Annotated in this window: 11 protein-coding genes; 1 reads left to right on the top strand and 10 read right to left on the bottom strand. The window is 70.1% G+C overall.

The annotated features are described in order from the left end of the window. Positions 1 to 79 precede the first annotated feature (79 nt). Both ACFU8Q_RS32515 and ACFU8Q_RS32510 read right to left on the bottom strand, forming a co-directional pair. Positions 80 to 487, bottom strand: a complete 408-nt coding sequence (locus tag ACFU8Q_RS32515; RefSeq protein ID WP_384460966.1) for a nuclear transport factor 2 family protein — start codon at positions 485 to 487, stop codon at positions 80 to 82. A gap of 138 nt (positions 488 to 625) precedes the next feature. Then, the gene (locus ACFU8Q_RS32510) at positions 626 to 1,204 is read right to left on the bottom strand and encodes a dihydrofolate reductase family protein (RefSeq protein WP_384460963.1); all 579 of its coding nucleotides are present in this window, start codon (positions 1,202 to 1,204) and stop codon (positions 626 to 628) included. A 256-nt stretch (positions 1,205 to 1,460) separates the two neighbouring features. On the opposite strand from ACFU8Q_RS32510, the gene ACFU8Q_RS32505 reads away from it, so the two are divergent. After that, positions 1,461 to 2,708 carry an MFS transporter gene (locus ACFU8Q_RS32505; RefSeq protein ID WP_384460960.1) on the top strand — a complete coding sequence of 416 codons (1,248 nt, stop codon included), beginning with the start codon at positions 1,461 to 1,463 and terminating at the stop codon, positions 2,706 to 2,708. Positions 2,709 to 2,714: 6 nt separating this feature from the next. Here the strand turns inward: ACFU8Q_RS32505 and ACFU8Q_RS32500 are convergent, their stop codons facing one another. From ACFU8Q_RS32500 to ACFU8Q_RS32465, 8 genes are all read right to left on the bottom strand, one after another. Continuing rightward, complete coding sequence (locus tag ACFU8Q_RS32500) at positions 2,715 to 3,464, bottom strand: urease accessory protein UreD (protein WP_384460956.1); 750 nt, start codon at positions 3,462 to 3,464, stop codon at positions 2,715 to 2,717. Next, positions 3,461 to 4,123 carry an urease accessory protein UreG gene (gene ureG / locus ACFU8Q_RS32495; protein ID WP_384460969.1) on the bottom strand — a complete coding sequence of 221 codons (663 nt, stop codon included), beginning with the start codon at positions 4,121 to 4,123 and terminating at the stop codon, positions 3,461 to 3,463. The genes ACFU8Q_RS32500 and ureG overlap by 4 nt, the downstream gene beginning before the upstream one ends. 97 nt (positions 4,124 to 4,220) lie before the next feature. Continuing rightward, positions 4,221 to 4,886 carry an urease accessory protein UreF gene (locus tag ACFU8Q_RS32490; RefSeq protein WP_384460953.1) on the bottom strand — a complete coding sequence of 222 codons (666 nt, stop codon included), beginning with the start codon at positions 4,884 to 4,886 and terminating at the stop codon, positions 4,221 to 4,223. Then, positions 4,886 to 6,589, bottom strand: a complete 1,704-nt coding sequence (locus tag ACFU8Q_RS32485; RefSeq protein ID WP_384460951.1) for an urease subunit alpha — start codon at positions 6,587 to 6,589, stop codon at positions 4,886 to 4,888. The genes ACFU8Q_RS32490 and ACFU8Q_RS32485 overlap by 1 nt, the downstream gene beginning before the upstream one ends. Position 6,590: 1 nt before the next feature. After that, positions 6,591 to 6,971 (bottom strand): urease subunit beta, encoded by a 381-nt coding sequence (ureB, locus tag ACFU8Q_RS32480; RefSeq protein WP_384460948.1) that lies wholly within the window; start codon positions 6,969 to 6,971, stop codon positions 6,591 to 6,593. After that, the gene (locus ACFU8Q_RS32475) at positions 6,968 to 7,270 is read right to left on the bottom strand and encodes an urease subunit gamma (RefSeq protein WP_384460945.1); all 303 of its coding nucleotides are present in this window, start codon (positions 7,268 to 7,270) and stop codon (positions 6,968 to 6,970) included. Before ACFU8Q_RS32475 ends, ureB begins: the two co-directional genes overlap by 4 nt. A 301-nt stretch (positions 7,271 to 7,571) precedes the next feature. Further along, positions 7,572 to 11,330 carry a S8 family serine peptidase gene (locus ACFU8Q_RS32470; RefSeq protein WP_384460942.1) on the bottom strand — a complete coding sequence of 1,253 codons (3,759 nt, stop codon included), beginning with the start codon at positions 11,328 to 11,330 and terminating at the stop codon, positions 7,572 to 7,574. A gap of 105 nt (positions 11,331 to 11,435) precedes the next feature. Continuing rightward, the coding region (locus ACFU8Q_RS32465; RefSeq protein ID WP_384460939.1) for an XdhC family protein at positions 11,436 to 12,230 on the bottom strand (795 nt) is incomplete at its 5' end.

The raw sequence follows: 12,230 nt of genomic DNA, 5'->3' as shown, positions 1-12,230 counted from the left end.
GTGCGACACCTGGCGTGGCATGTGGCATGTGGCATGTGGCATGCCACGCGATACCCGCACATGCGACATGTGATTCGGGCTACTCCTTCGCGGCCGCAGGCATCTGCCGCACGCTGATCCTGCGACGGCTGATGCGCCAGCCCTGCTCACCGCGCACGATCACGTCGTCATAGGTCACGCTTCCGCACGTACCGTCCGCCTTGATACCGATCCCCTTGGAGCGGGCGCGCACCTGATCGTCACCGGCCTCGGTGAGAATGATGTTGGTGACGTGGTGACTGACGGGCCCGCGCTCCGCCATCGCCAGCGCCGCGTCCCGGAAGGCCGCCAACCCGCGCATCTCTCCATGTCCGAGGTCCGAGGTGTCGTAGACGATGTCGTCGGTGAACAGCTCGTCGAATCGGTCGAGTTCGCCGTCGTCCACCAGATGCCCGTGCAGGGCGATCAGTTCGGTGATGGCCAGACGGTCATCGGCTGCGAGTGTCATCGCCGGTCCTTTCGTCGGATCTCGTGACGGTACGGCCACCTGTAGACGGTGCGGCATTTAACAGTGCGGCATTTATACGGGGAGAGCCGCCCGGACGGCCCGGTGGAGCAGCGGTCACACCACCGCGGCCCGGCGAGTTCATTCCGGTGGAGCAGCCGCGGGACGTTCGTGGCGAAGGAGCACGACCCCGTTGCCGAAGGTCCGGGTTTCGGCCAGGCGGAGCCCGGTCCGGGCATCCGACGCCGGAAACAGCGGCTTGCCCCGTCCGATGAGAACCGGATGGATGTAGACGCGGTACTCGTCGATCAGATCGTGGCGCATGAAGGACGCGGCCAGATCGGCACCGCCGAGCACCAGGTCTCCGCCCGGCTGCGCCTTGAGCGCCTTGATCTCGTCGACGTCGATCTCCCGCCTGATGGTGGTGTTCCAGTCGGCCCGCTCCAGTGTCCGGGAGAACACGACCTTGGGCATGTCCCGCCAGATACCGGCAAATTCGGCCACCGGTCCGGCACTTGAGGGGTCCGCGTCGGCGGTCGGCCAGAACCCGGCCATGAGTTCATAGGTCACACGGCCGTCCAGGAAGCCGCCCATGGCCTTGAGCTGCTCGTTGAAGTGACGGTGCAGTTCCTCGTCGACCAGGTGCCAGTCGATCTCACGGTCCGGTCCCTCGATGAAACCGTCGAGAGACATCGACATCATCAGGATGATCTTTCGCATCACGGTCCTCTCTCCCGCCGAAGCGGCCGCGCCACACGGCCGCGCAGCGCCGGAACAGCCGGCGCCCCAGTCTCACACCGATCCCCCGAAGCACCCTCCACAACACGCTTCTCGCCCTGGTACGTTGGCACGCATGTTCCTTTCCCGTGCGTAGGACCCCGTACTGCCCGCACCCCGTCCCACCGGGTGCGGCCCCTCGGTGTCCCCGCATGTCCGCGGCGCCCTGTACCGCGCCGCCCTCACGAGGAACGTCCTCATGCCTTCGCGCTCACCCGCGCCTTCGCGCGCCCCTTCGTATGCCGCCGTCCTGCGTACCCGCCACGCCTCCCGCACCTTCGGCGCCGCTCTGCTGGGGCGGCTGTCGTACGGGATGATCTCCCTCTCCCTGATGCTGGCGGTGAAGGACGCCACCGGCTCGTACTCCGCCGCGGGCGCCGTCATGGCCCTGTTCGGGGCGGCCAGCGTCTTCCTCTCCCCCGCCCGTGCCGCGCTGATCGACCGGCACGGGCCGCGCCGGACGCTGCCGCCGATGGCCGGTGTCTACGCGACACTGCTCACCGCCCTGGCGTGCGTGACGTGGCGCCCCGGCGCCTCCTCGCTCCTGCTGGGGGTGCTCGCCGTGGCGGCGGGCACCTGCACACCGCCGTTGGGACCGGTGATGCGGACCCTGTGGAGCAGCCTCGTTCCGGAACGGGAGCTGTTGCGGCGCGCGTACAGCCTGGACGGCGTCGCCGAGGAACTGCTGTTCGTCACCGGACCGTTGCTGGTGGGCGTGGTGGTCACCTTCACCGTTCCCGCGGCGGGTGTCGCGATCAGTGCCGTGCTCGTGCTGGTGGGCGCGCTGGCGCTGGTGTCCTCGCCCGCGGTCCGCGGCATCGTCGCGACACCGTCCACTCAGGAGGCCGTCGCGCCCCGGGACGCGCCTCGCGAGCGACGGCTGCTCGGCATCGTCGGGCTGCGGCACGCCGCGATCGTGGCGGCGTCCGTGGGGCTGTGTCTGGGTGGGCTGGATCTGCTGGTGGTGGCGTTCACCGAACAGCGCCACCAGGGCGCGGCGGTGGCGTGGGTGCTGGCCGCGCTCTCGGCGGGAAGCGCGGGCGGCGGGCTCGCCTACGGCGCCGTCTCCTGGCGTGCGCCGAACCGGGTACGGCTGCCGGTGCCGGCCGCCGGCCTGGGGGTGGCGATGGCCGTGGCCGGGCTGTCGCCCGATGTGTACGTGCTGGCCGCGGTGGTGGCGGCCGCCGGGGTGTTCGTCGCACCGGCCTTGACGACCGCGTATCTCGTCGCGGACGAGTCCGTGAGCGCGGGGAGCCGCACGCAGGCGGGCGCGTGGGTCAACACCGCGGTCAATGCCGGGTCCTCGGCGGGCACCGCGGCGGTGGGTCTGCTGGTGGACCGCCTGCCACCGGCCGTGTGTTTCGCGGTCGCGGCGGTCCCCGCGCTGCTGGGCGCGGCCGCTGTGGCGCGCGGCGCGGCCGGCCGCTCCCGGATCAGCCGTCCCTGACGCGTGTCAGTCGGTGACGAGCCAGTCCTCCCAGACCGCCGCCAGTTCCGCGTCGATCGCCGGTGTCACCGTGTCCAGCAGCCGCACCTGAGCCCCCGGCCCCGCCAGCTCCATGCGGTACGGGTGGGGCGGGCCCCCTGGCCTCGTACCGAGAGCGGTGACCGAGCCGATGATGCGGTTCGGGCCCAGGATGCCGGGGAGTTCGCGCAGTTCCGGGTCCGTGAGGTCCAGGTCCTCGACCAGCAGCTCGTGGCCGTCGTACGTGGCACGGGTCGTCGCCCGTACGCTGCCGCCCCGCTCGCCGGAGCGCCCGAGGACCAGGGTGTCGCGCCACAGCATCCGCGCACCGGCCGCCAGCACGATGTCCATCGAGCGTTCGACGCGCGCACCCGTCGAGATCACGAACGGCCGGGCGTCCCAGCGCAGTTCGCCGCCCTCCGCGATGTCGACCCGAGCTCGCCAGGTCGATGAGCCCCCGCGATGGTCGTACGCCACCAGGCCGGACGGCTCGACCAGTTCCAGCCGGGCGCCCGGGCCGACCGAGATGTGCAGCAGCAGATCGTCGCCCGCGAGGAGTCCCGCGCGGGTGCCGACGAGGGCGATCCGGAGGCGGTCGGGGGACGGCAGCAGGGGGCGGGGGGCGAGGAAGGCGCCGGGGCGCAGTTCGCGGGCGAGATGACGGCCCGAACTGTCCCGCTCCGCGGAGACGACCGTGGGGTCGGCCGGCTCGGCGGGAGCGCCCGTCCGCGCGGTCACGAGTCGTCGTGGCTGTGACTGTGGGGTGCCATCGGGCCCGGGTCGGTGGGGATGTGGGTGCCGGAGCGGTGGCGTACCAGCATCGCCCGCACCCAGTCGGCGAGTGCGGCGATCGACTCCGGGTCGTGCTTGGAGAGCGCGAGGACCGGGAGGCCGCCGCGGGCGTTCTCGGCGTCGCCGACCATCGCGTCCACATCGACCTCCACGTATGACGCGAGGTCGGTCTTGTTGATGATCAGGAGGTCGGCGCCGGTGATGCCGGGGCCACCCTTGCGGGCGACGTCGCCGCCGCCCGCGACGTCGATGCAGAAGAGCTGTGCGTCGGCGAGGGCGGGGCTGAAGGTGGCGGTGAGGTTGTCGCCCCCGCTCTCGATGAGGACCAGGTCGAGCGGTCCGTACGCCTCCTCCAGGTCCTCGACCGCGTCGAGGTTGGCGCTGACGTCGTCGCGGATCGCGGTGTGCGGGCAGGCGCCGGTCTCGACGGCGCGGATGCGTTCCGTGGGCAGGACGCCGGCCGAGCGGAGGAAGCGGGCGTCCTCGTCGGTGTAGATGTCGTTGGTGACGACAGCCATGGAGAGTTCACCCGCGAGCTCACGGCACAGGGTCGCGAGGATCGAGCTCTTGCCGGTGCCGACCGGACCGGCGACGCCGAGGCGCATGGCGCGCGGCTGGTTGAGGGGCTGGTGGTAGTGCACGTTGGGGCCCTGGTCGGGCTGCTGGGCGGGCCGTGCGTCGCGCCGCTGGTCGGGGTGCTGGTCAGGCAAGGAAGAGTCTCCGTTCTCGTGTTGCGTGTTCAAGTGCCCACTGCTCGGTGAGCGGGGGTGTACGGGCGGGCAGATCGGCCGGGGTCCGTACCGCGAGGGCCTCGGCCACCGCGGCCGTGGCGTCCGGCTCCGCGGCGAGGATCCAGGCGACGGAATCGAGGGGATCGCCGGGCAGCAGCTTGAGCGCGGCGGAGGCGATGGTCTGCAGTTCGTCGTAGACGACGCCGTGCGCCAGCTCCTCCTCCGACACCTTCATGACGGCTCCGAGGGCGCCCAGCGCGATCGGCCTCAGGGGGCGTGGGCGGATCGCCGACAGGGCGGTGACCGCGGGGTGGTCCGGAGCCAGCCGCCGTGCCAGGCGGCACACCCCGCGGCCGAGCGTCGCCGATGCCTCGCGCAGAGGTGCGGCGGGGATCCGGGCGGCGAGAGCCTGTTGTACGGGGCCGTAGTCCACCGGGTCGCGTCCTGCGGCCCGCAGGGCGAGTACGGCGGCGGCTGCCTCGGTGACGGCCGCGGTGTGCAGCCGGGCCCGCAGCAGGGCGGGGACGTGGTCGCGGGTGAGGCCTGCCGCGACGGCCGGTTCGAGCCCCGCGCTGTAGGTGTACGCGCCGACCGGGAGCCGCCCGTCGCCGAGCAGGAGGGGTGCGAGGCCCGCCATCAGAACATGGAGTACCGCTGGGCCAGCGGCAGTTCGGTGGCGGGGGCGGGCTCGACGAGTTCGCCGTCGATGCGGATGGCGAAGGTCTCCGGGTCGACGTCGATGTCCGGGAGCGCCGTGTTGTTCGGCAGGTCCGCCTTGGTGAGGTGGCGGGTGGGCCGCACGGCAGCCAACTCCCGTACCAGCCCGAGACGTTCGGCGAGTCCGTGCTCCAGGGCGGCCGGGGCCACGAAGCTGACCGAGAGGTGCGGGGCGGCCTCGGCCGCGGCGGTCGGGCGCAGCAGGACGGGCTGGGTGGTGGGGATCGCGGCGTTGGCGTCGCCGAGGGGCGCGTACACCACCATGCCGCCCTTGATCACGGCGGCGGGGCGGATGCCGAAGAAGGCGGGGTCCCACAGCACGAGATCGGCGAGCTTGCCGGGTTCCACGGAGCCGACGACGTGGTCGATGCCGTGGGCGACGGCGGGGCAGATCGTGTACTTGGCGACGTAGCGGCGGGCGCGTTCGTTGTCGGCGGGAAGTTCGCTGCCGCGGTCGCCGAAGCGCTGCTTCATGACGTGTGCGACCTGCCAGGTACGGCAGACGACCTCGCCGATGCGGCCCATGGCCTGCGCGTCGGAGGAGGTGATGGACAGGGCGCCGATGTCGTGCAGTACGTCTTCGGCGGCGATGGTGGTGGCGCGGATGCGGGACTCGGCGAAGGCGAGGTCCTCGGGGACGCGCGGGTTGAGGTGGTGACAGACCATCAGCATGTCGAGGTGCTCGGCGACGGTGTTGACGGTGTGCGGGAGCGTCGGATTGGTTGAGGCGGGAAGGATGTTGGGGTGCGAGGCGACGGTGATGATGTCGGGGGCGTGGCCGCCGCCCGCGCCTTCCGCGTGGAAGACGTGGATGCCGCGCCCGGCGATGGCGTCGAGGGTTCCTTCGACGTATCCGGCCTCGTTGAGACTGTCGGCGTGCAGGGCGACCTGGAGACCGTAGGTGTCGGCCGCCTTCAGTGCGGCATCGATGGCGGCGGGGGTGGCGCCCCAGTCCTCGTGGACCTTGTAGCCGCCGGCGCCGCCGAGTGCCGCCTCGCGCAGGGCGTCCTCGCCGACGGTGGAGCCCTTGCCGAACAGCATGATGTTGAGCGGGACACGGTCCAGGGCCCGGTGCATCATCGCGAGGTTCCAGGCGCCCGGGGTGACCGTGGTGGCCTTGGACCCCTCGGTGGCGCCGGTGCCGCCGCCGATGACGGTCGTGGTGCCGGTGGCGAGGGCCTCCTGAAGGGTCTCCGGCATGAGGAAGTGGACGTGGGTGTCGACGGCTCCGGCGGTGAGGATGCGGCCCTCGCCGGAGACCACGTCGGTGCCGGGTCCGATCACCAGGTCGGGGTGGACGCCGTCGCTGATGTCGGGGTTGCCGGAGCGGCCGAGGGCGACGATCCGGCCCGCCCGGACGCCGACGTCGGTCTTGACGATGCCCCAGTGGTCGAGGACGACGACATTGGTGATGACGAGGTCGAGGGCGCCGTCGGCGCGCGAGGTGGTGGCCTGGCCCATGGACTCGCGGATGGACTTGCCGCCGCCGAAAACGGCCTCGTCGCCGCCGAAGCAGCGGTCCTCCTCGACCTCGATCCAGAGGTCGGTGTCGGCGAGGCGGACGCGGTCGCCGGAGGTGGGGCCGTAGAGCGACGCGTAGGCGGCGCGGGTCATTTGCGCCATGTCACATGTCCTCCGTTCGTGACGCGGGGGCGGGCGCCGGGGCGCACGCTTCCGCGGGGCTGCCGAGGGGCGCGCCGGTGGACGCACGGACGTCCGGCAGCACCAGCCCGGGGACCAGACGCCGGCCGGCGAGCGCGACGAGGGTGACATCGGCGCCTACTCCGGGCTCGAAGCGCAGCGACGTACCTGACGGAATATCAAGCCGGAATCCCACGGCTGCGGCCCGATCGAAGGAAAGCGCCGGATTCGCATCGGGGAAATGCAGATGAGATCCGATCTGAATGGGCCGATCTCCGTCATTCACCACGGTGAGTCGCAATGTGGCAAGATTTTCGTTGATTTTCAGTACGCCGGACCCGGTCCGGACCTCGCCCGGGATCACGGGATCGGTGAGGTGATCGTGACGAGCTTGCGCCCGTCCGGGAAGGTCGCCTCGACCTGGACGTCATGGAGCATCTCGGGGATGCCTTCGAGCACGTCAGCGCGGGTCAGAACGTTCCTCCCCTCGGTCATGAGGTCGCTGACCATGGCTCCCTCGCGGGCTCGTTCCATGGCCCAGCAGGACAGCAGGGCGACGGCCTCCGGATAGTTGAGGCGCACACCCCGCTCCCGTCGGTCGCGGGCAACCATTCCGGCAACACTCAGCAACAATTTCTCCGTGTCGGACGGAGTCAGAAACATGGGAAACCTCCGTGGCGGCCTCTCGGAATTCCCGGTATCGCCTGAGCCACATTCCTCTTATAAGCCTCCCCACCCGGTCGTGGCAACTTGCCACGCACCGCAAAAAGTCCCTTTCTAGGGTTACGACCCACTAAATACGGGCAAACTAGACAAATTTTGTTGATCAGGAAAGCATAAAAGGTGGCTCCACACCCCTGTCGGAGGGTGTGGAGCCACCTCGTTCGCAACCTCCCGAGCGCCTCCCACGTGCCTTGCGAGCAGCCTCAAGAGGAACTGTCAGCAGGTCACTTCAGCCGTACGGTCACTTCAGGCCGAACGCCCGGATGATTTCCTGATCGACGCCGAGCCCGTCCCCGGCCTCGGCGTGCGCCTTGATCGAGACGAAACCGCCGGCCTGTTTCGGCGTCTTGAACCGGGCGGTCCAGGAACCGGCCGAATTCTCGCGCAGCTCCACGTCGCTCCAGTTCTTGCCGTCGTCGTAGCTGACCGACAGCGAGGCCTTCTTCGCCTTCACCGCGCCGTCCAGCCACTCCTGCGTACCGGAGGTGAGACCGATCTCGGTCCACTGGCCGGCCTTGACGTCACCGGCCAGATCGGTGTCGACCCCGTAGTCCAGCTGGAGCATCGGGATGTCGGCCTGGAACGGGCCGTTCTCGTCCATCGCCCCCGAGACGAAGTTCCACTCGGTGTGGGTGCGGGTGGAGGTCTTCCACACGTCTGCGTCCCGGGTGGCGTCGAGCACGAAGCGATACGGCAGCTTCTCGGCGGACACGTCCCAGGCGAAGCCGGCCCGGCCCTTGACCTTCTTGATCAGTGTGTCGCCCTGGTAGAAGGCGGTACTGGTGGTGTCGTACTCGTCCTCCGGCATGGCGCCCGAGTGGCCCGCGCCCGAGTCGGTCCACGGAGTGAAGTTGAACTGGATGTCGTTGTAGACGGAGCGGAACGGACCCCAGTAGCCGGTGCCCAGACGCGGGCGGGAGATCGGCGCGAACCACTTCGCGGAGTAGGTACGGCCCGCCTCGTAGTCCAGGTCGCCGCTGCGCATCTCGTGCGCGAAGTCCGTCTCGGTGGCGTTGAAGACCGAGTGGTTCTCGTACCAGAAGGAGGCGCCCGGAAGCGGGTTGACCCACTCCTCCCGGGTGCCGGGGAACTTCTCGTACTCCTCGAAGCCGAGGCCCGGGCCGTAGTCCGGGATGTCGTAGCGGAAGCCCGCGCCGAGCACGTCCTTGTGGCCGTAGAAGGTGTTCTCCACCTTCGCCAGCTGACGGGTCGAGGGGGCGAACTCCAGCGAGCGGTCCGGGACGACGCCGTCGTGGCGGTCGACGAGGTCGTACACGTAGCCGGCGAAACGGTGCTGATCGATCGTCAGCTTCGCACCGCGCTGGACGGACTTGATCAGGTCCTCGCCCGCCAGGCGCTGGACCGAGGCGACCGGGATGGTTCCCTTGGTCCCGTAGGGGGTGTAGCTCTCCATCAGGACGCCGTCGCCGTCGTTGACGACGAACAGTGCCCCGGCGCCCGCGGCCACCGCGTTGGCGAGCCGGTCGGCGGGAGCGACCTCGTCACTGCTGCGGATGACGACGGCCTTGCCCTTGACGTTCAGGCCCTCGTAGTCGGCAACGGCGCCGTTGCCGGCGAAGACGCCGGCCAGCTTCTTGTCACCGTCTTCGGCGATGGCCGCACCACCCTGCGGGAAGACCGGCACGTCACGGCCGTCGGCCGACACGTCCAGCTGCTTCTCGCCCTGCCGCCAGCGGGTCAGGAAGGAGAAGCTGCCCTGCGTGACCTTCTTCGTGGGACTGGCCCACAGCTGGTCGTAGGTCAACGGGATCTGGTACGCGTCGCGCTGGACCGTGCCGTCCGGTGCGGTACGTGCCATGTCGTATCGCAGCTGTCGGGTCTCGGTCTCCTTCGGGGTCCGCACACTGACCTTGCGGGCCTTGGACGCGTCGAGGGTGACCGTGGTCGCCTTGTCGAGGATCGTCTCGGGGGCCGCGAGGAATGCCACGGCCTTCGAGTCGGCGCGGTCGCCGGCGATGTCCGCCGCGGTCCAGGCGGTGTAGTTGCCCGGCGGCAGCCGCAGCGTGGACTCGCCCGACACCTGGACGACGCTCAGGTTCGGGTCGCCGAGCGCGCCGATGACGACCAGACCGTCCATCGGCTTGCCGCCGCGGTCACGGAGCCTGAGCGTCAGGTCGTACAGCTCCCGCTCCTTGTTCAGGGCGAAGCCGGTGTGGGCGACGGTGGTTCCCGCCGCGTCCTTGGCGATGACCTGGCCGGAGAACTGTGTGTCGTTCGCGACCTTCGACGGATCCAGCGAGAGCACGGCCTCGGCGGTGGAACCGGCCGGGACGGTCAGCCGCTTCGTCGACAGGGTGTACGCGTCGGCGTCCGTGTCCGTGGCCAGGTCGAGGGTGACGTCCTTCGAACCCGTATTGCGGTAGGTGATCGTCCGCTGGGCGACCGGGTCGGACGCGGAGTGCGGCCAGTTGTAGGAGGCGACCGCGACGGAGCCGGTGGCCTCGATGGTGGTGTCGACGGCCGCCTTCACATCGAGCCGACCGGTGCCCTGCTCGTACGGGGTGTACGCGTCGAGCCTCTTCGACGAGCTCATCAGCGCGTCCTTGATCCGCTGGCCGGACCAGTCGGGGTGACGCTGCTTCAGGATCGCCGCGGCACCGGCGACATGCGGGGTCGCCATCGACGTACCGGACATCGACTGGTACATCCCGCTGATGCCCGGCACCGCCTGCGAGGCGGCCGCGTTGATGTTCACACCCGGTGCGGACAGGTCGGGCTTCAGGCCGTAGGACCTGACGAGCGGGCCCATCGAGGAGAAGTTCGCGCGGTTGTCCTGCTTGTCGACGGCGGCGACGGTGAGTGCCTTCTCCGCCGAACCGGGCGATCCGATGGTGCCCGCGCCGTACGCGTTGCCCGCGGCGATCACGAACAGCGGCCCGCCGTCGGCGGAGAGGGCGTCGACGGCCTGGGACATCGGGTCGGAGCCGTCGTCCGGGATGCTGGAGCCGAGGCTCATGGAGACGACGTCGGCGCCTTCGGCCTTCGCCCACTCCATGGCTTCGATGATGCCGGAGTCCGCGCCGGTGCCCGCGTTGCTGAGCACCTTGCCGATGATCAGGTCGGCGCCCGGGGCGACGCCCTTGTTGACGCCCTCCGAGGCGGCGCCGGAGCCCGCGATCGTGGAGGCGACGTGCGTGCCGTGGCCGTGCTTGTCGAGGACTTCCTCGCCGGGCACGAAGCTCTTGCTTTCGAGGATGCGGTCCTTGACGTCCGGGTGAGTCGCGTCGATTCCGGTGTCCAGAACGGCGACCTTGGAGCCCTGGCCGTCGTAGCCCTCGGCCCACGCCTGCGGGGCGTTGACCTGCGGCACGGAGTCCTTGAGCGCGGCCTCCACCCGGCCGTCGAGCCAGAGCTTGGCGATGCCGTTGTCCAGTGAACGGGCCGTGGGCGTACGGGCGATGTCGTTCCAGAAGGCCCGGGTGGTGTCCTTCTCTGCCTTCAGCGCGGCGCCGTGGATGCTCTCCAGAGTGCGGGTCTTCTTCGCACCGCGAGGAGCGGCGGGCAGTGAGCGGCCCTTGCTCGCCGAGTAGGTGGCGATCAGCGGAATGCCGCCCGACTTCCTGTCGTCGTACCCCATCTTGGCCAGAGCCGAGACGTTGAACAGCCGTCGGTCCAACTTGCCTGCTGCGATAAGTGAGTTGGCCTCGTCGGGCAGGACGTACAGATCGTCACCGGCCTGCTGGACGTGCACGCCGCCGACGGCTCCGTCGGGGCGGTCCACGGTGACGGTGTCCTGCTTGCCGACACCGTCCGAGTAGTGCACGACGTCCCCCGTGAGCAGGGTGATGTCGTACTCCTTGACGGGGGCGGCGGCCTGGCGGTCGACGGGCCGGGACTGGCCTGCGGCGGCGGAAGCGGAGCCCGCTGCGGGCAACAGTGCGCCACTCACCAGGGCGACCGAAGTCGCTATGAGCAGAGCCCTGCGTCCCACACGAGCGGATCTCGCCCGGCCGGAAGCGGAGGAGGATGTGAATGTCATGCGGCAGGTCTAGAGGCAAAACCGTGGCTACGGTCGAGTTCACACCTGGCGTGAAACCGCCGTGGCGGCAACCCGCCGACGGACAACCGTGGTTCACGGGACGATTCAAGCCACGGAAGTGATCACTGCCGTCGCCCCTTCGCCGCTCTCATGATGGATCGGCGTGTGCGCCCCCTTGAGCGGTACTCCGCTGCCACCGCGCAGGTCGGCGACGATTTCGGCGGCGATCGACAGCGCGGTCTCCTCGGGGGTACGGGCGCCGAGGTCGAGGCCGATCGGCGAGTGCAGCCTGGCCAGTTCCAGCTCCGTGACGCCGACCTCCCGCAGCCGGTCGTTGCGCTCCAGGTGGGTGCGGCGCGAGCCCATCGCTCCGACGTACGCCACCGGCAGCCTCAACGCCAGTTCCAGCAGCGGGACATCGAACTTGGCGTCGTGGGTGAGGACGCACAGGACGGTGCGTGCGTCGACGTCGGTCGCCGCGAGATAGCGGTGCGGCCAGTCGACGACCAGCTCGTCGGCCTCCGGGAAACGGGCCTTCGTCGCGAAGACGGGGCGTGCATCGCACAACGTGACGTGGTACCCGAGAAATTTTCCGGCCCGGACCAGCGCGGACGCGAAGTCGATGGCCCCGAAGACGATCATCCGGGGCGGCGGGACGCTCGATTCGACGAGCAGGGTGAGTGGCTGCCCGCAGCGCGAGCCGTCGGCGCCGATGGTGACGGAGCCGGTGCGGCCCGCGTCCAGCATCGCGCGGGCGTCGGCCGCCGCTGTGCGGTCCAGCTCCGGGTGTCCGCCGAGCCCGCCCTGGTACGAGCCGTCGGGGTGGACGAGCAGGGGACGGCCGAGGAGCTCCGCGGGCCCTTCGGTGATCCTGGCGACGGCCGCCGCCGCCCCCCTGGC

The organism is Streptomyces sp. NPDC057543 (assembly GCF_042801895.1).
Classification (GTDB): domain Bacteria; phylum Actinomycetota; class Actinomycetes; order Streptomycetales; family Streptomycetaceae; genus Streptomyces.
Note: the sequence above shows the minus strand (reverse complement) of the source record. Positions and strands in the feature narration are given on the sequence as shown.

Bases quoted from the DNA above. Each gene is read 5' to 3' on its own strand.
- ACFU8Q_RS32490 (WP_384460953.1), bottom strand. From the start codon at position 4,886: ATGGCGGGCCTCGCACCCCTCCTGCTCGGCGACGGGCGGCTCCCGGTC.
- ACFU8Q_RS32515 (WP_384460966.1), bottom strand. From the start codon at position 487: ATGACACTCGCAGCCGATGACCGTCTGGCCATCACCGAACTGATCGCC.
- ACFU8Q_RS32505 (WP_384460960.1), top strand. From the start codon at position 1,461: ATGCCTTCGCGCTCACCCGCGCCTTCGCGCGCCCCTTCGTATGCCGCC.
- ACFU8Q_RS32475 (WP_384460945.1), bottom strand. From the start codon at position 7,270: ATGTTTCTGACTCCGTCCGACACGGAGAAATTGTTGCTGAGTGTTGCC.
- ACFU8Q_RS32485 (WP_384460951.1), bottom strand. From the start codon at position 6,589: ATGGCGCAAATGACCCGCGCCGCCTACGCGTCGCTCTACGGCCCCACC.
- ACFU8Q_RS32510 (WP_384460963.1), bottom strand. From the start codon at position 1,204: ATGCGAAAGATCATCCTGATGATGTCGATGTCTCTCGACGGTTTCATC.
- ACFU8Q_RS32470 (WP_384460942.1), bottom strand. From the start codon at position 11,330: ATGACATTCACATCCTCCTCCGCTTCCGGCCGGGCGAGATCCGCTCGT.
- ureG (WP_384460969.1), bottom strand. From the start codon at position 4,123: ATGCGCCTCGGCGTCGCCGGTCCGGTCGGCACCGGCAAGAGCTCGATC.